14 protein-coding genes and 1 pseudogene are annotated in these 19,514 nt (G+C 65.9%); 10 read left to right on the forward strand and 5 right to left on the reverse strand.

Translation table 11 applies throughout. From position 1 onward, the window contains the following. Positions 1 to 3: 3 nt before the first annotated feature. On the forward strand, positions 4 to 1,848 hold the full coding sequence (locus BR47_RS0116755) for a CocE/NonD family hydrolase (protein WP_029120212.1): 1,845 nt from the start codon (positions 4 to 6) through the stop codon (positions 1,846 to 1,848). Positions 1,849 to 1,856: 8 nt separating this feature from the next. On the opposite strand, the gene BR47_RS0116760 is transcribed toward BR47_RS0116755, so the two are convergent. Continuing rightward, positions 1,857 to 2,156: a hypothetical protein gene (locus BR47_RS0116760; RefSeq protein WP_029120213.1), complete on the reverse strand. Its 300-nt coding sequence runs from the start codon at positions 2,154 to 2,156 to the stop codon at positions 1,857 to 1,859. Positions 2,157 to 2,289: 133 nt separating this feature from the next. On the opposite strand from BR47_RS0116760, the pseudogene BR47_RS30765 reads away from it, so the two are divergent. Continuing rightward, positions 2,290 to 3,837, forward strand: a pseudogene (locus BR47_RS30765) (HNH endonuclease signature motif containing protein); the annotation flags it as partial. A gap of 113 nt (positions 3,838 to 3,950) precedes the next feature. Next, the gene (locus BR47_RS33790; RefSeq protein WP_051634852.1) at positions 3,951 to 4,157 is read left to right on the forward strand and encodes a hypothetical protein; all 207 of its coding nucleotides are present in this window, start codon (positions 3,951 to 3,953) and stop codon (positions 4,155 to 4,157) included. Between the two features lie 34 nt (positions 4,158 to 4,191). Here BR47_RS33790 and dctA read toward each other — a convergent pair whose 3' ends face one another. After that, the gene (gene dctA / locus BR47_RS0116770) at positions 4,192 to 5,562 is read right to left on the reverse strand and encodes a C4-dicarboxylate transporter DctA (protein ID WP_029120214.1); all 1,371 of its coding nucleotides are present in this window, start codon (positions 5,560 to 5,562) and stop codon (positions 4,192 to 4,194) included. A 98-nt stretch (positions 5,563 to 5,660) separates the two neighbouring features. Here dctA and BR47_RS0116775 point away from each other — a divergent pair, with 98 nt between their 5' ends. The 7 genes from BR47_RS0116775 to BR47_RS0116805 all read left to right on the forward strand — a co-directional run bounded on the left by BR47_RS0116775 (position 5,661) and on the right by BR47_RS0116805 (position 12,305). After that, positions 5,661 to 6,290 (forward strand): dTMP kinase, encoded by a 630-nt coding sequence (locus BR47_RS0116775; protein ID WP_029120215.1) that lies wholly within the window; start codon positions 5,661 to 5,663, stop codon positions 6,288 to 6,290. Positions 6,291 to 6,377: 87 nt separating this feature from the next. Continuing rightward, entirely contained in the window at positions 6,378 to 7,064 is a 687-nt protein-coding gene (gene mtrA / locus BR47_RS0116780; protein ID WP_020102929.1) for a two-component system response regulator MtrA, read from the forward strand. Positions 7,065 to 7,107: 43 nt separating this feature from the next. Next, positions 7,108 to 8,760, forward strand: a complete 1,653-nt coding sequence (gene mtrB / locus BR47_RS0116785; protein ID WP_029105562.1) for an MtrAB system histidine kinase MtrB — start codon at positions 7,108 to 7,110, stop codon at positions 8,758 to 8,760. Between the two features lie 8 nt (positions 8,761 to 8,768). Then, the gene (gene lpqB, locus BR47_RS0116790; protein ID WP_177127326.1) at positions 8,769 to 10,517 is read left to right on the forward strand and encodes an MtrAB system accessory lipoprotein LpqB; all 1,749 of its coding nucleotides are present in this window, start codon (positions 8,769 to 8,771) and stop codon (positions 10,515 to 10,517) included. Positions 10,518 to 10,676: 159 nt separating this feature from the next. Next, positions 10,677 to 11,300, forward strand: coding sequence for a hypothetical protein (locus BR47_RS30770; protein WP_036427524.1), 624 nt, complete (start codon positions 10,677 to 10,679; stop codon positions 11,298 to 11,300). Beyond that, positions 11,290 to 11,868 carry a DUF6529 family protein gene (locus tag BR47_RS0116800; protein ID WP_036427495.1) on the forward strand — a complete coding sequence of 193 codons (579 nt, stop codon included), beginning with the start codon at positions 11,290 to 11,292 and terminating at the stop codon, positions 11,866 to 11,868. The genes BR47_RS30770 and BR47_RS0116800 overlap by 11 nt, the downstream gene beginning before the upstream one ends. Beyond that, positions 11,868 to 12,305 carry a QcrA and Rieske domain-containing protein gene (locus BR47_RS0116805; RefSeq protein ID WP_029120218.1) on the forward strand — a complete coding sequence of 146 codons (438 nt, stop codon included), beginning with the start codon at positions 11,868 to 11,870 and terminating at the stop codon, positions 12,303 to 12,305. The genes BR47_RS0116800 and BR47_RS0116805 overlap by 1 nt, the downstream gene beginning before the upstream one ends. Before the next feature lie 6 nt (positions 12,306 to 12,311). Here BR47_RS0116805 and BR47_RS0116810 read toward each other — a convergent pair whose 3' ends face one another. The 3 genes from BR47_RS0116810 to BR47_RS0116820 form a co-directional block, all read right to left on the reverse strand. Then, positions 12,312 to 13,436, reverse strand: a complete 1,125-nt coding sequence (locus BR47_RS0116810; RefSeq protein WP_029120219.1) for a hypothetical protein — start codon at positions 13,434 to 13,436, stop codon at positions 12,312 to 12,314. A 132-nt stretch (positions 13,437 to 13,568) separates the two neighbouring features. After that, positions 13,569 to 14,489, reverse strand: a complete 921-nt coding sequence (locus BR47_RS30775) for an immunity 49 family protein (protein ID WP_081831322.1) — start codon at positions 14,487 to 14,489, stop codon at positions 13,569 to 13,571. A gap of 21 nt (positions 14,490 to 14,510) precedes the next feature. Continuing rightward, positions 14,511 to 19,508, reverse strand: a complete 4,998-nt coding sequence (locus BR47_RS0116820) for a DUF8616 domain-containing protein (protein WP_029120220.1) — start codon at positions 19,506 to 19,508, stop codon at positions 14,511 to 14,513. Between the last annotated feature and the right edge of the window lie 6 nt (positions 19,509 to 19,514).

Here is a 19,514-nt window from a genome sequence, read left to right on the forward strand (position 1 = left end):
GCTGTGCGCGCTCTGATCCGCGTGACGGCGTTCGTGGTGGTGCTGGCTCTGCTGGCTGCCTGTGGCGCGGACCGTCCGCTCGCTTCTCCATTCCCTGCTGCGACGGGTCGGGGCTCATGCGCCGTCGATACCGAACGCGATGTCGGTGCCACCATGCGCGACGGGGTCGTGTTGCGAGCCGACGTCTACCGTCCCCGGACTGCTGACCCGGTGCCGGTGCTGCTCATGCGCACGCAGTACGGCAAGTCCGGGGCGCAGACCTCGCCGGAGCGCTACGAACCGCCGGACTGGTTTGCCTCGCACTGCTATCTCGTTGTGGTTCAAGATGTTCGGGGCCAGGGGAGTTCCGGCGGGGTGTTCAGCGAGTTCACCAACGACATGGCCGACGGCTACGACACCGTCGAATGGGCAGCCGGCCTGCCCGGTGCCAATGGCAAGGTCGCCATGTACGGATCGTCGTATGTCGGTGCGACGCAATGGCTTGCGGCGGTGACGGCGCCGCCGCATCTGGTGACGATCGCGCCCGCCAACACCGCGTCCGACTACTACGACGGCTGGACCTACGAGGGCGGCGAGTTCCGCCTGGCGTTCGTGCAGCCGTGGGCCATCGAGTCGATTGCGCTCGGCGCCGCGCAGAACCGCCGGGACGGTGAAGCCGAGCGGCTGTTGCGGGACGCCGGGGCCGACCCGACGCGATGGCTGAATTTCCGTCCGCAGCAGGACCTGCCACCGATGCAGCCGCACAATCCGGCGGTGGCGCCGTGGTACTTCGACTGGGTTCGGCATAACACGCGCGATGCCTTCTGGCAGCAGGTCAGCATTCGAGACCGGTATCCGGCGGTGCGAATTCCGGTGCTGCACTTCGAGGGCTGGTACGACGCGTTCCTGGCCGGCGGCGTGGAGAACTTCGCCGGGATGGTGGCTCACGGCGCCAACGACTTTGCGCGTACGAACCAGCGGCTGGTGATCGGGCCGTGGGACCACGTCGCGTGGGGACGGCCCGATTCCGAACCCGCCCCGATGCTCAAGGACATTGGGGCGGTGGGCAACAGCCCGATCAATGAGCTGATGCTGGCCTGGTTCGACCACTTCCTGAAGGGCGTCGACAACGGGGTGGCCGGCAAGCCGCGGGTCGATTACTTCACCATGGGCGCCAATACCTGGAAGACGGCGACCAATTGGCCACTGCCGCAGACGCAATGGATCAACTACTACCTCTCCGGTGCTGGCGGCAGCGCGGACCGCGACGGCAAGCTGTTGCCGGTGCTGCCCGGACCGCAGCCGCCCGACACCTACACCTACGATCCGCTGAATCCGGCACCGAGCCTGGGTGGGCACTCCTGTTGTGGTGCGAAGTCCGGTCCGCAAGGGCCGTACGACCAGACGCCGGTCGAACAGCGCTCCGACGTGCTGGTGTACACCGGCGATCCGGTCTCACATGACACCGAGATCACCGGGGCGGCCACTGTCACGCTCTGGGCCCAATCCTCAGCTGTGGATACCGATTTCACGGCCAAGTTGGTGGTGGTCAAGCCTGACGGCACGGCCATCAACCTGAACAACGGGATTCTCCGGGCATCGTTCCGCGACTCGTTGTCGGAGCCGACGCCGATCGTCCCCGTGCAGGCGTACCAGTACCGCATCCAAATCTGGCCCACCAGTTACCAACTCAAGCCGGGGGACCGGGTGCGGGTGGAGATTTCCAGCAGCGACTACCCGCAGTTCGCGCCGAATCCCAACACCGGTGCGCCGTTCGGGCGGGATGCGGCGACCGTCGTTGCGACGCAGACAATCCTGCACGACCCCGCCCATCCGTCGTCGATCACGTTGCCGGTGATCGCGAACTGAAATCGCGGCTACTTGCTGCAGTTCAGCGACACCGTGATGGTCCGTCGTACCACCACACGGATGATCTGATCCCGGTTGCCGGGGCCGTCCACTCGGATGAGCCGGGTCTGTTCCTGCGGGTTGCGGACGCTGGTCACCACGCACTGATCCAGGGGCGCGGAACCCACCCGGTCGACGTTCACGTGGAATCCCTCGGCCTCCAGCTGGCCGATGGTGACGATCGCCGACTCTGCGGCTGCGGGTGCGGCGGGGGCCAGTACGGCAGCAGTGGCAGTGAGAGCTATGAGAGTTATTAGTGCAGTACGCATCTCAGGGTCCTTCCGGTCCTATACCCAATGACACGTAGGAGCGATGGAAAACGTTCGATCGTGTCCTGAAGGGGTTATCGGTGTGTTCGCCGTTTTCGTGACAGATTCCGGATCTGGCGGTAGACTCGAACACATGTTCGAACGTGTGGGCGTCGATGGCACGGGAGTTCTCGTGCACGACGTCTCCGTGGTCGACGCGATGATCCATTTCGCGCGGGTGTCGAATATCGCCGAGTGCGGGAAGTTCACGGCGATTGCCGACCTGGCGATGTTGCGTGTCGACGATCAGGATGGCCGGCAGTGGTGGGCGTGCGATGGCTGGGATGCTGCCGTCGCCGAAGTCGGAGCGGCGCTGGGGCTGGGGAAGCGCGAAGTGTCGGGGCAGTTGTCGATCGCGGTCGCGTTGCGCTTCCGGTTACCGAAGGTGGCGGCGGTGTTCGCCGACGGCGGCGTCTCGGCAAGAACGGTCGGGACGATCTGCTGGCGTACCCGCCTGGTGGAGGACCTCAACACTCTCGCTGTCATTGATGCCGCGTTGGCGGGGGCGTTGTGTGAGTGGGCGGGGTTGTCGCGCAAGAAGATTGAACGCAAGATCGACGGCTGGGTGCAGAAGTTCGATCCGGCTGCGGTGATCAAGGTGCGCTCGGCGGCCCGCCGCCGCGGGGTCGGGATCGGCAAGCCGGACGATGAGACCGGGGTCGCGTCGATCTGGGGTGCACTCCTGGCCACCGATGCCGAGCTGCTGGACCGGGTGCTGACCGAGATGGCTCGGCAGGTGTGTGAGAACGATCCGCGCACTTTCGGGCAGCGCCGTGCCGATGCGCTGGGGGTGCTGGCGGCTCGTGGGGATCGGCTGGCCTGCCAGTGCGGTAATCCCGACTGCCCGGCCGCCGGACCCGACGCTCGGGCGACCGCGGTGATGATTCATGTACTCACCAATGCACTGCCGGTCCCGGTGGCGGACCCGCTACTCAGCGGGGACCCGGCCGCGCCGCTCGTACCGCCTGCACCTGCCCCGCCTGCGCCTGAGTCGGACTTCGCGCCCGAGCCCACAGCCGAACGTGAGCCCACACCCGAGGCGGTCTTCACGCCCGCACCTGCGCCCCTGAACAACACAGCGCCGACTCCGATGCCCGACCCCGCACCGGCAGCCGATACGCAGTCGGCCGAAACGCCGGCCCCTGCGGTAGTCGAGCCGGCCTGCGACCCCGCGCCCGCGCCCGCGGCTGAGTTGACGCCCAGTCCCGCTCCGGTAGCCGGTGTCACTAAGCCCCCGGCGCCGGTGCGCACCCCGGTCGGTTATGTCCTCGGCGGCGGCGTAGTGCCACCGGCGGTATTGGCTGATCTGGTGGCCCGCGGCGCCAAAGTCCGCACCGTCGCCTCGGCCACGGACCTCGTCGGAGTGCCCCGCTACCGGCCCTCGGTCGCGATGGATGAGTTCGTCCGCATGCGGGCCATGACATGCATGTTCCCCGGCTGCGACCAGCCCGCCACCCACTGCGACCTCGACCACACGATTCCGTGGCCGGCCGGGCCGACGCATCCGGGCAACCTCAACCCGAAATGCCGAAAACACCACCTGCTCAAAACCTTCTACGGCGGCCCGACGGCTGGCAGGACCGTCAACAACCGGACGGCACCATCGTGTGGACCGCACCCACCGGCCACACCTACACCAGCGTGCCCGAAAGCCGAATCCTGTTCCCCCGCACGATCACCGACACCCCACTACCGGACGGTCCGCCACCGGACGCCCCCGATCTGGACACCCCACCGGCCCCCGGCCGGGGCATCATGATGCCCATCCGCCGCCGCACCCGCACCCAAAACCAGGCCCAACAGATCGCCTACGAACGCGCCCTCAACCAAGCCGACATCGACGAACGCGAAGCCGCACAAGAAGCCTTCGACCGCCTACGCAAAGAACGCCAAGAACGGGAAGCCGCCGAGGCTGCGGCCGCCGACCCCGCAGAGCAACAAAACATCCCGCCGCCACTTTGAGTGCGGCATGAATACCCCTGAAATAGCCAGACTTTCAGGGGTGTACGGCCGCATCCCCAATAGGGTCAGGCTCTTCGAGCGGCGGCACGTCTTGGCCGTCGAGGACCTTGCGCAGACGGTCTTTGTCGAGCTGGCCCTCCCAATTGGCCACCACGAACGTCGCGACGCAGTTGCCCAGCAGGTTCACCGAGACGCGCATCGAGTCCATGATGCGGTCGGCGCCCAGGAGCAGGGCCACCGCGGCGACCGGGATGGCTCCATGACCGATGGCGGCGACGGTCGCTGACAGCGCGAGGAACGACGACCCGGGAACTCCGGCCATGCCCTTCGACGTCAGCATCAGCACCAGCACCGCGGTGATCTGCTCACCGAGGCTCAGGTTCACGCCCAGCGCCTGGGCCAGGAACAGCACACAGATCGAGAGATAGAGGGTCGCTCCGTCGAGATTGAACGAGTACCCGGTCGGCACCACCAGTCCTGTGGTGGTGCGCGAACATCCGGCATTGGTCAGTTTGGCCATGATGCGCGGCAGCACGACCTCGGTGGAGGCAGTGCCCAGCGCAAGGAACAACTCGTCCTTGATGTACACGACGAACTTCCACAAGTTCACCCCCGCGAAGACCTTCGCGACGGCCCCGAGCACCAATATGAAGAGCGCGGCCGCGAGATAGCAACAGCCGATCAGCTTGGCGAAACTGCTCAGGGAGCCGATGCCGTACTGGCCGATGATGTAGGCCATCGCCCCGAAGGCGCCGAGCGGCGCCAGTCGCATAACCCAGCCGATGACGGTGAAGAACACGTGGCTCAGGTGGTCGACGATCTCGAGGACGACGGGCGGGCCCTTCTCACCGAACTTCGCCAACGCGAGCCCGAACAAGACGGCGAAGAACAGCACCTGCAGCAGGTTGTTCTCGGTGAACGCCTTGAATATCGACTCGGGGATGATGTTCAGCAGGAAATCGACGGTGTGCGGCAGTTCCTTGTTCTGGGTCTTCTTTGCGATCGCGTCGGCCCCGCTCGCCAGCGTGGCGGCGTCGACGTGGAAACCGGCGCCGGGTTTGACGATGTTGCCGACCACCAGCCCGAAGAGCAGCGCGAAGGTGGTCACCGCCTCGAAGTAGATCAACGCCTTCACGCCGATCCGGCCGACCGACTTGAGGTCGCCGACGTGTGCGATGCCCAGCACGACGGTGCAGAAGATGATCGGCGCGATCAGCATCTTGATCAGCTTGATGAAGCCGTCGGCGAGCGGCTTGAGGTCGGCGCCGACCTTCGGCTGCAGCCAGCCGACGAGGATGCCGGCGACGATCGCGACGAGCAGCTGCACGAAAAGCGACTTGTACCAAGGTGGCTTGTTCGCGAGCCGGATCATCTCGCTTTTCGGCGGTTGCATGGTGGTCGCCATCGCGCGAAAGTACTCAGCGGGCGTCACCACGTGATTTCTGCGATGTTTCTGTGACGTCGCGCATCAGATATATCGAATCCAGCAACTAGTCTCGCCACGTGCTGATCGCAATCGAAGGCGTCGATGGTGCGGGGAAGAACACGCTGACCCAGGGGCTGCGGGCGCAGTTCGAGGCCCGCGGCAAGTCGGTGACCACCGTGGCGTTCCCGCGCTACGGCCGCTCGGTCGAGGCGGATATCGCGGCCGAGGCGCTCCATGGCCGGCACGGCGACCTCGCCGAGTCGGTGTACGCCATGGCGATGCTGTTCGCGCTCGACCGTGCCGGCGCCAAGGCCGAGATCGCGGAACTGAGGAGCACTCACGACGTTGTCATCCTCGATCGGTACGTGGCCTCCAACGCGGCCTACAGCGCGGCCCGGCTGCATCAGGGCGCGGGCGGGGAGGTGGTCGCCTGGGTGCGGGAGCTGGAGTTCGAGCGGTTGGCGCTGCCGGTGCCGGATTGGCAGCTCTATCTGAATGTGCCGACCGGCCTTGCCGCGGAAAGGGCGGCGCGCCGGGAAGCTCAGGATGTGACGCGAACCCGCGACGCCTACGAGCGCGACGGTGGCCTGCAGGGCCGGACCGCAGCGGTGTACACCGCGCTCGCGGCCGAAAACTGGGTCGGCCGTTGGGCTTTGGTCGCTCCGGACGTCGACCCGGGGGAGTTGGCCGGCCGGCTGCTGGGGTGATTCGGCCGCCGCCCCTACCAGTAAGTTGTCAGGTTGGAGGCAAAACACCCATCGGAGATCACAGCTTTATCGCGATGTGGTGACACCATGGACGCCATGAGGCAACGCATTCTGGTCGTCGACGACGACCCATCTCTGGCCGAGATGCTCACCATCGTGCTGCGGGGCGAAGGCTTCGACACCGCCGTCATCGGTGACGGCAGCCAGGCGCTGACCGCGGTCCGCGAGCTGCGCCCGGATCTGGTGCTGTTGGACCTCATGCTGCCCGGAATGAACGGCATCGACGTGTGCCGTGTGCTGCGCGCCGACTCGGGCGTGCCGATCGTCATGCTGACCGCCAAGACCGACACGGTCGACGTGGTGCTGGGCCTGGAGTCCGGCGCCGACGACTACGTGATGAAGCCCTTCAAGCCGAAGGAGCTGGTGGCGCGGGTGCGCGCGCGGTTGCGCCGCAACGACGACGAGCCGGCGGAGATGCTGTCCATCGCCGACGTCGACATCGACGTGCCGGCCCACAAGGTGACCCGGCAGGGTGAGCAGATTTCGCTGACTCCGCTGGAGTTCGACCTGCTCGTGGCCCTCGCCCGGAAGCCGCGCCAGGTCTTCACTCGTGACGTGCTGCTCGAACAGGTGTGGGGCTACCGCCATCCGGCAGACACCCGCCTGGTGAACGTCCACGTGCAGCGACTGCGGGCCAAGGTCGAGAAGGACCCGGAGAACCCGCAGGTGGTGCTCACCGTTCGAGGAGTGGGATACAAGGCCGGACCGCCGTGATCGGACGGCTCGTCAAGCCCGAGCCTGAGACCGTAGGGCGCCGGTGATCTGGGGATCCCGACGGCGTATCCGTGGCGGTTTCGGCTCGGGCGCTTTCGTGCGCGGGCTGGGTGCTGTCGGCCGGGTGGTCGGCTATGCCTGGCGTCGCTCACTGCAACTGCGTGTGGTGTCCCTGACGCTGGGGTTGTCCCTTGCCGTCATCCTCGTGCTGGGTTTCGTGCTGACCAGCCAGATCACCGACCGCATTCTCGAAGCCAAGGTCCGGGCCGGCACCGAAGAGGTCGAGCATGCCCGCACGACGGTGAGCGGCATCGTCGGCGGCGAAGAGACGCGCTCGCTCAACAGCAGCCTGCAGCTGGCACGCAACACCCTCATCGACCGCAAGGTCGACTCGGGCTCGCGGCTGGCCGGGGCGTTCGACGCGGTGCTGGTGGTGCCGGGTGACGGCCCGCGCGCGGCCACGTCGGCAGGGCCGGTGGGGGAGATTCCGAACTCCTTGCGCGACTTCGTCAAAGCCGGCCAGGTCAGCTACCAGTACGCGACCGTGCACACCGACGGGTTCTCCGGTCCCGCACTGATCGTCGGCAGCCCGACGTCGTCGCAGGTCACCAATCTCGAGCTGTACCTGATCTTTCCGCTGAGCAACGAAGAGAGCACCATCGCGCTGGTGCGCGGCACCATGGCCACCGGTGGCATCGTGCTGCTGGGCCTGCTCGCGGCCATCGCCCTGCTGGTGGCCCGGCAGATCGTGCTGCCGGTGCGGTCGGCGTCGCGCATCGCCGAGCGGTTCGCCGAGGGGCACCTCACCGAGCGCATGCCCGTGCGCGGTGAGGACGACATGGCGCGCCTGGCGGTGTCGTTCAACGACATGGCCGAGAGCCTGCACAAGCAGATCACCCAGCTCGAAGAGTTCGGAAACCTGCAGCGCCGCTTCACCTCTGACGTCAGCCACGAGCTGCGGACGCCGCTGACGACGGTCCGCATGGCGGCTGATCTGATCTACGACCACAGCGAGGAGCTCGACCCGGCGCTGCGGCGTTCGACCGAGTTGATGGTCAACGAGCTCGACCGCTTCGAGACGCTTCTGGCCGATCTGCTGGAAATCTCCCGGCACGACGCCGGTGTGGCCGAGCTGTCGGTGGAGTCGGTCGACCTGCGTGACACCGTGCAGAGCGCGCTCGACAACGTCGGCCACCTCGCCGACGACGCGAACATCAAACTCGCCGTGCATCTTCCGGACGAAGCCGTCATCGCCGAGGTGGATCCGCGCCGCGTCGAACGCATCCTGCGCAACCTCATCGCCAACGCGATCGACCACGCGGAGAAGAAGCCCGTTCAGATCAAGATGGCCGCCGATGTGGATACCGTGGCAGTGACGGTCCGCGATTTCGGCGTGGGTCTGCGACCGGGCGAGGAGAAAATGGTGTTCAGCCGGTTCTGGCGGTCCGACCCCTCGCGGGTGCGGCGCTCCGGCGGCACCGGCCTCGGCCTGGCCATCAGCATCGAGGACGCGCGCCTGCACCAGGGCCGGCTGGAGGCCTGGGGCGAACCCGGCCACGGCGCCTGCTTCCGTCTCACGCTGCCGCTGGTGCGCGGCCACAAGGTGACCACCAGCCCCCTGCCACTCAAACCCACTGGACCCAAATCGGTTACGGCTCTCTCGTCCGGGGAACTGCCCGCGGGGGACGCATCGTGAGAGGGGCACTGGCGCTCTGCGCGGTGCTGATGCTGGTCCTGACGGGGTGCGCCGGCGTACCCAGTTCGTCGGCACCACAGGCCGTGGGCACCGTCGACCGGCCGGCCCCGCGCAACCTGCCGACGCCGTCGCCCGGTATGGACCCGGATCTGCTGCTGCGCGAATTCCTCAAAGCCACCGCCGATCCCGCGAACCGGCACCTGGCGGCGCGCCAGTTCCTCACCGAATCGGCATCCCGGTCGTGGGACGACGCCGGTAGCGCCCTGCTGATCGACCGCGTCGTGTTCGTGGAAACCCGTGGCACGGACAAGGTTTCGGTGACCATGCACGCCGATATCCTGGGTTCGCTGTCGGACGTCGGGGTGTTCGAGACGGGGGAGGGTGCGCTGCCCGACCCGGGACCCATCGACCTGGTGAAGACGCCGCGGGGCTGGCGCATCGACAAGCTGCCCAACGGCGTGTTCCTGGACTGGCAGCAGTTCCAGTCCACCTACAAGCGGGACACGCTGTACTTCGTCGACCCCACCGGCAAGACCGTCGTGCCCGACCCGCGCTACGTCGCGGTGTCCGACCCGGACCAACTCGCCACCGAACTCGTCACCAAGCTGCTGTCCGGGCCGCGACCCGAGATGGCAAGCAGCGTACGGAATCTGATGGCCGCACCGCTGCGGCTGCGCGGCCCGGTGACCCGGGCCGACGGCGGCAAGACCGGTGTCGGACGCGGTTATGGTGGCGCCCGCATCGACCTCGAGAGCCTGTCGACCACCGACCCGCACAGCCGGCAACTGCTTGCGGCACAGATCATCTGGACGCTGTTCCGGGCCGGGGTGAATGGCCCGTACGTGATCAACGCCGACGGCGCCGCCCTCGACGACCGCTTCGCCGAAGGCTGGAACACCTCCGACGTCGCGGCCACCGATCCGGGTGCCGACCCCGGCGCCGCGGCCGGCTTGCATGCCCTGGCCGGGGGATCGCTGGTGTCGCTGGAGGGTGACAACGCGCCGCGGGTTGCCGGCGCGTTCGGCCAACTGCCGGGCCAGACCTCGGCGGCGTTGTCGCGCAGTGGGCAGGAAGTCGCCTCGGTGGTGACACTGCGGCCGGGCGCCCCGGACATGGCGCAGTCCCTGTGGGTGGGTCCGGTCAACGGCGACGCCGCACAGGCGCTCGACGCGCACACCCTGTCACGCCCCAGTTGGTCGCTCGACGACGCCATCTGGATCGTGGTCGACGGCACCAACGTCGTGCGCGCCATCCAGGAGGCGGCGTCGGGCCAACCCGCCCGCATCCCCGTCGACTCGTCGGCGGTGGCCACCAAGTTCCCCGGGCCGATCAGTGGACTGCAGCTGTCGCGCGACGCCACCCGCGCCGCGATGGTGATCAACGGTCAGGTGATCCTGGCGAGCGTCGAGCAGCGTGAGGGCGGCCAGCTCGCGCTCACCTATCCACGCCGGCTCGGTTTCGGCCTGGGCAACACCGCGCAGTCGCTGTCCTGGCGCACTGGCGACGACATCGTGGTGACTCGTACCGACGGCGCGCACCCCGTGTCGTACGTCAACCTCGACGGCGTGAACTCCGACGGACCCACCCGGAACCTGGTCGTCCCGGTGTCCACCGTGGCGGCGAACACCTCGACGGTGTACCTCGCCGACCAACGCGGCGTTCTCCAGCTGTCGGGTTCGGCAGCGGACAACAACCTCATGTGGACCGATGTCCGGCCGCTGATGGTCGCGGGCGCACTGCCCGTGCTCCCTGGCTGAAAAGTCGCTTTGAACCTTCTGTGACTCGGCTCCGTTGTTCCGGTTGAGTCGGCCAATCGTTAACTGAAATTGGCCCGATATCTCACCGAATCTGATGAGCGCGTGTCCGCGCGGGTGGATCATTGTTGCCATCGGGTTCACAGCCGACGAGGAGTGAACATGAAGGTAGCGGGTCCGCTCGTTACCCTGGGCGCGGTCGCCGCCCTGGGCATCGGGATCTATGCCGTGAATGTGTCCAAGGAGTCGCAACCAGCGGCACCGGTGACATCGACCAGCCAGGCCGCGCCGCCCACGAGTCAAGCCGCACCGACCACCCCGACCACCCCAGCTGCGGTGCCCTTCCCGGCCGCCGCCGACTACCAGGGCAAGGTCGAGACCAAGGTCGGCGTCATCACGCTGGACATCTCGGTCAAGGGCGCGGCCGCCCGTGCCTACGCGTGCGACGGCAAGGCCGTCGAAACCTGGCTGAGCGGGCCGGCCGAAGCGGGTGTCGTCAACCTGACGAGCAAGGACAAGACCAGCCATCTCGAGGGCCGCCATGACGGCAAGAGCGTGGCGGGCACCTTGACGATCGGCGAAAAGAGTTGGCCTTTCACCGCTTTCGCGGTGCAGCCACCGGCCGGCCTGTACGTGAGCCAGAACAACGGCGTGCGAAACAGCTGGATCGTCGGTGCGGACAAGGCGGTGACGGGTGTGCAGCGTTCGGCCGACGGTGCGACGGCACCGGCCCCCGCTCTGACCCCGGATGCCAAGCGCGTGGAGGGAGACAGTGATGGCATCTGACCCAGCGGGGGACGCGCCGACGCAGCGCGCCCAAATCCCTTCGCGCGGAGCCGGATTCGTCGTCGCGCTGTTGATCGGGGCCGTCGTGGCGGTCGGGCTGGGCGTGTTCGGATCGGTCCATGAACCGAAGTTCTTCTCGGTCAACTTCGCCGGCTTCTCGAGTGGGCTGTACGCGAAGGCGTGGCTGGCCACGCTGGCCGCGGCTCTCGGCCTGTTCCAGGTGTTCTCGGCCCTGGTGATGTACGGCAGGCTGCCGGTGAAGGCACCGACGTGGATAGGTGCCGCACATGTGTGGTCGGGCCGGCTGGCCGTGCTGGCGACCGTCCCGGTCGCGGTGCACTGCCTGTATGCCGTGGGTTTCCAGACGACCGATGTCCGGGTGCTCACGCATTCGCTGCTGGGTTGCTTCTTCTACGGCGCGTTCGTCGCGAAGATGCTGTTGCTGACGCGCAAAGGTGTTCCGGGCTGGGCGATCCCAGTGCTCGGCGGTGCGGTGTTCACCAGCCTGGTGTACCTCTGGCTGACCTCGGCGCTGTGGCTTTTCGTCGGAGAGGGGTTGAAGTTCTGATGGCTGCTGACAAGCTGGGTCGCCGCGAGGTGCTGGCTGGTACGGGAATCGCCTTGGGCGCCACGGTGATAGCGGGCTGCCAGACCTACGGCAAGCCGCCCGCCGCCGCCAGCCAGACTCCGGCCACGACGCCCGGCGGTGGGACGACGCCGACCGCTGACAGCGGGTTGGTCAAGACCTCGGCGGTGCCGGTGGGCTCGGGCGTGATTGTCGGCGAGGTGGTGGTGACGCAGCCGACGGCCGGCGAGTTCAAGGGCATGTCGGCCATCTGCACTCATCAGGGGTGCACCGTCAGCGAGGTCGTCGACGGAACCATCAAGTGCCCCTGCCATGGCAGCAAGTTCAACCTCGATGGGACGGTGGCGCAGGGGCCGGCCAAGAAGCCGCTCGAGGCCAAGGCCGTCAAGGTCCAGGGGGACTCGATCGTCCTGGGCTGACTTGGCTCAGTCGAAGATGTCGGTGCCGGTGTCGTGCGCTGGTGGTGGGTTCACGATGGGGTGGCGGCTGCGGAATTCGGCGGACAGTTGGCTGTCGATGTGGGTGGTTGGTGCGGTGGCGGGTGCGGTGATGATGTGTTTGTCGTCGGCGATGTAGTAGATCGTCGGTACGTCGGTGGTGGGGTTGAGGCGCCATCCGTCGCGTAGTCGTTGGGGTGTGATTCCGGTGGTGGGGTAGTTGGGGTCGTGGGCGGCGAGGTAGGCGGTGATGGTGGTGATGGCGTCGTTGGCGGGGAGGTAGGGGCTGTCTTGCGGCGAGGGGAAGTAGAAGATTTCGTCGGCTTTCGGTACCGCGTAGCGGCCTCTGGTGGGGTTGTGGACCGGTAGGAGGTAATCGCCATCCACGCGATAGGGCACGATCGCCATAGTGAGTCGGGCTGCTTCGATGATGTCGATCTGCGCAGATATTTCCCCCATACCGAGGACCTCTGCATTGGGGAATTGAGCCCACTCGTTCATGGTGGGATGAGGTGGCTCTGGACGCACGAGTTTTTCGCGGCGCCCGCCGCCGATGCTCAGGTAAAACCGTGTACCGATAATCGTCCCGACCGAGAACGGGTCGCCTTTGTACCAGCAGGTGGTGATTGCGCGGTAGAAGGCGGTGATATCAGCGACGGGGACGGTTTTGTAGGCGATTGCCGGCGGTCCGGCATTGCGGTCATCTTTCGGTTCGAATCCATCGGGTATCGATTCTCCGGGATCTACCGATAAGCGGACTTGTTGGCGGTACTGGTCGCAGTGGAACGCGCGGCCCTGATAAATGCAGTAGTAACCGCATGGTAGTAGTTGCGTGCCGTCGAGGGCGAGTAGCGGTTGTGGCGGTTGGGTCGGGTTGCCGAAGAGTTCGTCGATGACGGCGCTGACTTGTTCGGGGCTGACGGTGGGTGGGGTGAAGTTGCGTTGGTGTAGGTAGTTGAGGAATTCGGCGCCGGGGGAGAGCCCGTAGTTGCGGACGTAGTAACTGACTTCGTCGTCCCAGCGCCAGACGCCGTCGGTGCGCTTGGTCAATGGCACCTGGGCGGCCGGCGGGTTCAACCAGGGGTCGATGGCCCGTGCGGTGGTGCGTGCCACGACCGCACCGGCGTCGAGATAGTCGGCGACCCGTGCGGCGTCCTCGCGTGAGAGCCGGGGGAGCGAAGCGTCGGGCGAAACTCCCTCTGGGGCAGCGGGATCGGGCCGAGAGACCGATAAGGCTTTTGTCACCTAGATGTCTCCTTCGGTCGGTCCGTTGGCGGATGATTCACGGCGTTGGCGGCTTTGTCTGATGAATTGTGATTCGGTTGCGCGGCTGCCGAGTATGAGGTGCTTCGGTAGGTACGGCGTTTCGACGGTAATTGCCATGCCCATGTCGTGGGCAATACACGCCATCGCCAGTGGACCCCACGCGATGAACCCCTCGACGTCTCGGCGTCTGTCGGCGGTTTTTGACCAGAACTTCTTGTGGTCTTCGATTGCCCGAGCCAGCCGGGTGTTGAATTCTTCGGCGTTGCCCTGGGTGACGCAATACAGTAATTCGATCGGGGGATACAACAGCAGCAACAGTAGTTCTGGTTTGGCAATTTTCACGCGTTCCGGGTCTGCGCCCTCCATTGCGGTGATGATCGCCCGAACAACGTCGTCGTCGCGGCGGAAGAACTTCTGGAATGCGGTCACCCAGTCGTAGATGTACTCGTCGTACGCCGCACCGGCGGCTCGCAGCGTCTCGACGGGAGTTGCGCAGAGGGATGTTATGCGGTCGTCTCGGCGGCAGGCGATCGCGAAGTACATTGCAGCGAGCCATTTTCCGGCTGTCGCGCTGGAGTTCGGACCGGTGCCGGTGGTGGCGACCTTGTCATCGAAGCCGAGCGTGAACTCGATGTCGCGGTCCTTGTTGTTTGCGTTGAGGAACATCGCTGAGCCGGCTTGCATCGCCATCCACGTCGCATCCCAGATGCGTAGGAGTGCTGCGTCCGGATCTTCGACCGATGAATAATCCGCGATCCAGCTGGAGTAGGTAAAGAGCCGCTCCGTCAATTGAGGTTTCGCTTCGATCAGACCTCGGGTGAAATCGATGTCTTCAAACAGTTCCTGGATTCTTTGTTCAATGTCATCCAGATCGATCTGGTGCCGATTAATCACTAGCATCGCAATTTCACTCGCCCCGTTCTAGTCCAACGCGAATCGGTCCATGCGGAATCCGCCGTACTCGGCGCCACCTGGGGTGATATCCACCCGTGCTCTTACCAAATAGTAATCGAGCGCATCGGTCTGCAATGCTGCGTCCAGGCGACGCGCCAATTGTCGTCCTTCCGGCCCATGGTTCCTCATTGCATCGATGACACTCGCGGCATACTGGCGATGTCCTTGCTGGTAGCTGACCCCGTCGAAGCCTAGGCGGGTGCCAAGGTGTCCGCTGGGTCCTTTGGCCTCCACGACGACCACGCGTGTCTCGCCGCTCTCGCGGTCCCGAACTTCGTAGACGTGGTCGAAAGTGGCTGGGCCCCGTTGCCCTTCCTGCAGTGGTGTCACGTCGAACTGGCTGCCAGGGAATCTGTTCTCCATGGCATGGGTGGCCGCGTGCTCGCCCAACGCCTCACCGGCGGCGGTCTGCTCAGTGAATGCGGCCTGACGTTCACTGATCGTCTCGGGGGACGCCTCGACACCGCTGATTCGCTCTGCCTGGTACGCGGCATCCGCTGCGACAACGTGTTCGCGGGCAGCTTCGCGGCGGTCGATCAATCCTTGAGCGTCATGGCGTTCTTGTGGAGTGGCTTCATGAAGAAGCGTCTCGCCGTCTGCCAAGATTGCGCGCTCGTAGCCGTCTGGCACCGCTACCGGAGCGCCGCCTTCGTCGCGGCGGATCAGCGGTACCTGGTCTCCGTCGAAGTCGAGTTGGTTCTCGTTTCTGCGCCGGTATTCCGGCTCGGTGGATGCGCTGTCGTCACGCAGCGAATCGCGAGTGCGCACCTCGTCGTAATACTTCTCCCGATACCGGGAATCGTCGACCTTTTCCTGGAGGCTGGCTGGTGGGTGCCGCCCCTCCAGGCCATCAATCGGATCGTCGGAGATCTCGCGCCCGGCGCGGCTCTGTGGGTCTGAGCCGTCGGGACTTTCGTCGGCGTGATGACCGTCCGCCTCGACGTGCTGCGGTTCTGGCGAGTCGAGTACCTGCCGTGTGGTGCCGTCGGGCTCGAATTGGTGCCAACTGCCATCGGGTGGGATTCGCGGCACGCGTTCGCCGTCGGGGCCGCGATCGAAACCGGTGACCACTGGTGGGCGCCCGTCGGGATAACTCCATACCGGCCGGTCCGGTGCCGTGACGCGCACACCGAGCTCACGGGCCAGGTCAGCGGCGAACGAGTGATTTCCCATGCCGGTGTCGCAGGACATCAGTCGGATGGGCGTCTGCCCATCCCATCCGCTGTTACGTATCGCATCGGCGAAATCGTGTGGCGAGAGTCGATGCTGATTACCGGCGCTGTCGTACACCGACACGCTGTGGTGATCGCCGTGTACGTCGACGGTGAACTCACCGGGGAATCTCGGAACATCGCCGGCCGCCGAGCGCATGTGTGAATCCGCCGGGTCGAAGAATGCGGCGCCCGCGGGGGTCTCGAAAGCGGAGTGTCGGAACGCATCTGGGGCCCCCGTGCTGGAATGTCGATCAGGAGGTGGCCCAGTGTCGCCCAGTTCGGGACTGCGGTGCGTCGCATCGGGCGGTTCTGGGTGTGGCCCGTGCTGCGTGGAATCCGGGAAGACCCAGTCGCCGCCCTTGTGCTGTGGCCAACCATCGACGACGTGATCACCGGGTTCCTTGGTAGATACCCAGTTTTTGCCGGATTCGTCGAGCGCCGCGACCGGATGGCGCGATCCGTCTGGGTCGATGCGGACGAGCGTCGCTCCGGGCTCCCACTTGCCGCGTGTGAGTTGGTATTCGGGGTTGAGGCCATGTTCTGCGCCGGTATACCCGGTGCCAGTGTGCGGTGGCATTCCGCTACTCAAGTCGCGGGTGAGTTCGTCGGATATGCCGAGATGGGCGGTGACGTGACCATTTGGAACTGAGAACTCACCCGCTCGGGTGCGGCCTTCAATGACGTAAGCATGATCGGTGGTAGTGAATACCTCATAGGGCGACCATTCCCCATAGTCCAGACGCAGGCCGTGTAGCAGGTCAGACGGGGTTCGTAGCCCATCGGCATCTGACCGCACGGAGACGCACCCGCCAACGTCATTGGCGTGGTAGTTGGGGTTCGTGCTGTAAGGCGCACCGGGGTTCCGGACCTGATTCAAGATCGAGTCCACCACGCTGTCGCCGACGACCTTCTGAATGGCGTCGTTGGGGCCAGGGTGCGGATGGGCCATCCGTGCCTCGTACATCACCTGCAATTGCTCACGACTGAAGTGCTCGGCCAGGTGTTCGCGACCCACTACCGCGGCCGTGCGTTGCCAGTCGATGAACTCGTTCAGGGTCACACCGTGCCGATCGAGCACTGGTGTCACCGCATCGACCGGGTCCGGCCGTGGCGCGTCGGATCGGTCGCCGGCGTGGCTCGGTGTTCCGCTCGGAGCGTGATCCTCAGTGTGTGGACCGCTTGGCGTGGGTTGCGGGTGCTCAGCGGTGGGCCGCGGGTTCTGCGCGCCCTGATCGGTGCGCGGGCTTGAATCGTGATGAGGCTCTGACGGAGCCGGCGGTCGCTGAGGTTGCTCGGTGCTGGGCTGTTTGTGCTCGGGGGCGTGTGGTTCTCCCTGCGCGGCAGAGGGTTTCACCGGCGGGCTGGGATTGGTGTCGCGTGCTGGACCGGCGGCGGCGGTTCGTTCTGGTGGCCGCTGCGGCGGCGAGTTTTTCGCTGGGGTATCGCGTGGAGTGGGGGACCCCGCGGGTCGCTCCGCGTTGGGGGTGGAAGTGTGACTGCTGGTCGGGCTCGAGCTGTGGCCACCGGGGGAATGGTGGCCCATGGGTCCGATGGGGCCGCCCATGTTCATCGCGTTGGCCAGTGAGTTGGTCGAGGCGTTGGTGCCCGTATCGCGGTGGACGGGAGCGTCAGTAAGGTGCGACGGCGCGGTGTGATCGGTGCGGTGCGCACCATCGGTGGTGGGCGAGTCGTGGGTGCGGGAATGATCTGTGGGGGAATGATTTTCGCCGCTAGCGGGATGCTCACCGCCGCCCGAGTGGCGTTCCGCACCGGAGGTGTGATCGCTGGGGCGGCTATCGGCGTCGCTGCGGTGTCCGGTGTCGTTTGGCGTGTGGCCGCCGGTGTCGTGGGAGCCGGCCGTGTCGTGGCCGCCCCGCTGATCGTGGGCCGGCGAATTGTTGCTCTGGTCGTGTGCGCTTGTGTCCGTGGAGGTTTGCGGGGAATGCTGCGATTGCGACGGCCCCGACGACGCATCCGATGGGGTGTGGCCGGCGGCGGGTGGTTCACTCGATCGCGGACCGTCAAAGCTGGGGCCGTGGGAGCCTTGGCCGTTGGTGCCAGGGCCACTGTTCGACTGCGGACCGTCTCCGGAATGTGATGGCCCACCAGATGATTGGGGACCTTCGTTGCGGGACGGCCCCGCATCGGCGGTCCCCGATGTGTGTTCCTGCGGGCCCGAATGCTGGCCGGGTCCGTCCCCGCCGGGCCGTACCGGGGTGTGATCGGGACCGGGTGGGTCTGGTGGCCCACCCAGCCCACGCGGTGTACCCGCAGGTGAGTCACCGATCGAGGGTGGCCGCGGGGCGTCTCCGATCTCAGGCATCGCCCCGGCGTCAAAGCGCGGGGCCTGGGTGCGGCTGCCGAGATCGCTAAGGCCTTCCAGGCCAGGGGAGTCCCCCGCGTCGACCGAGCCGCGGCCGCGGGATCCGAACTTGGCGAGGTCGGACAGCTTCCGTTCCCCGCTGGCCAGATCTTTGGCGAGCTTTGCGCCCTTGGCCACCGACCCGGTCTTGCTGAGAGCGCCGCCGGGAACGAACAACGATCCGATGTTGAAGCCCGCTTCACCCAACGCCCGCCCGGGGTGGTCGCCCGACCATTTGTCCCACGCGACAAACTGTTTCCCCATGGCGATGAGCACGTCGTCGGTCTTGGACGGATCTTTGGCGATCATCGTGGCGACTTCGTACATCCCTTTCCAGGTGTCGAAATCGGCCAGCGACACAAGCCCTGAGACGGTCCCGACCAGCCCTGATATCAGGCCGACCTGCACATCGGTGTAGAACTTGATCCCTTCGGCCAACGCGCCGCCGATGTCCTCGCCGAACGCAGCGATCAACACCGGGCGGATCAGTTTCTGGAACTCTTCGACTTTTTCACCGAGCAGTGTGAGCGCTTCACCCAGCAGTCCGGTGATCGCTTTGACGATGGTTTGAAAGTTGTGCCACAACGCCTTGATGTCGTTGGCGACCTCCCGCACGAGTTTCATGCCGTCACCGGTGAGGATGTCTTTCGCGGCGTCGTACAGACCGCTCAGGGACATCCGATTCAGAATTCTGCGGATCGCGTTCTGGGTTTCCTGGACCTCGTTGGCGTAATCCTCGACCGCCTTGGCGACGTTGTCGGAAATTTCCGTCAAGGCGGTGATGTTGGTGCCGAGTTTGTTGAGCGCCTCCGTCATCTTTCCGGACTCGTCTAAGTGCTGGGCGCCGACCACTGTCTTCGGTGCAGCCAGCATGGACTCGAAGACTTTGAACCCGTTGGCGAAGTTGCGCCACTGCGCAGCAGTGACTTTCATCAATCCGGCATGACCGTTGGGCCACATATTCAGCGGCAGGAACATCGTGATCAGGTTCCATTTGGGCGGCGGTGGAACCAGCAAGTTCTGCGGCACTCGCGCGGCCTGCCCCGGGTGGGATTCCTGCGGCGCAGGGCCCAGCCCTCCAGAAGGCCCCGGCCCGCCGATCGTGGATGCCTCATCAGCATTGCGGTAGTTGTAGCCCGATGCCATCAGCCGGTAGCCGACACTCTTGAACGCGTTCGCCGCGGTGGCCAACGTGTTGGTGAACTCCTGGCTTTGCCGCCCGTACTGCACGCCCATGTTGAACCCAGCGAGGTCGAAACCCGAGGCCAAACCCTCGGCGACCATGGGCTTTACCGCTTCCGACAGCGCACCCAACTGCTCGCCCGCTGCTAGCACAATCTGACCCGCGGCGATCAGCGCATCGGGCTCAACCTCAATGCGGCCGGGCACCGCATC

This window comes from Mycobacterium sp. UNC410CL29Cvi84 (assembly GCF_000686745.1).
Classification (GTDB): domain Bacteria; phylum Actinomycetota; class Actinomycetes; order Mycobacteriales; family Mycobacteriaceae; genus Mycobacterium; species Mycobacterium mucogenicum_B.

Bases quoted from the DNA above. Each gene is read 5' to 3' on its own strand.
- BR47_RS33790 (WP_051634852.1), top strand. From the start codon at position 3,951: ATGATGCCCATCCGCCGCCGCACCCGCACCCAAAACCAGGCCCAACAG.
- BR47_RS30775 (WP_081831322.1), bottom strand. From the start codon at position 14,489: ATGCTAGTGATTAATCGGCACCAGATCGATCTGGATGACATTGAACAA.
- mtrA (WP_020102929.1), top strand. From the start codon at position 6,378: ATGGACGCCATGAGGCAACGCATTCTGGTCGTCGACGACGACCCATCT.
- dctA (WP_029120214.1), bottom strand. From the start codon at position 5,562: ATGGCGACCACCATGCAACCGCCGAAAAGCGAGATGATCCGGCTCGCG.
- BR47_RS0116800 (WP_036427495.1), top strand. From the start codon at position 11,290: ATGGCATCTGACCCAGCGGGGGACGCGCCGACGCAGCGCGCCCAAATC.
- BR47_RS0116805 (WP_029120218.1), top strand. From the start codon at position 11,868: ATGGCTGCTGACAAGCTGGGTCGCCGCGAGGTGCTGGCTGGTACGGGA.
- BR47_RS30770 (WP_036427524.1), top strand. From the start codon at position 10,677: ATGAAGGTAGCGGGTCCGCTCGTTACCCTGGGCGCGGTCGCCGCCCTG.
- BR47_RS0116760 (WP_029120213.1), bottom strand. From the start codon at position 2,156: ATGCGTACTGCACTAATAACTCTCATAGCTCTCACTGCCACTGCTGCC.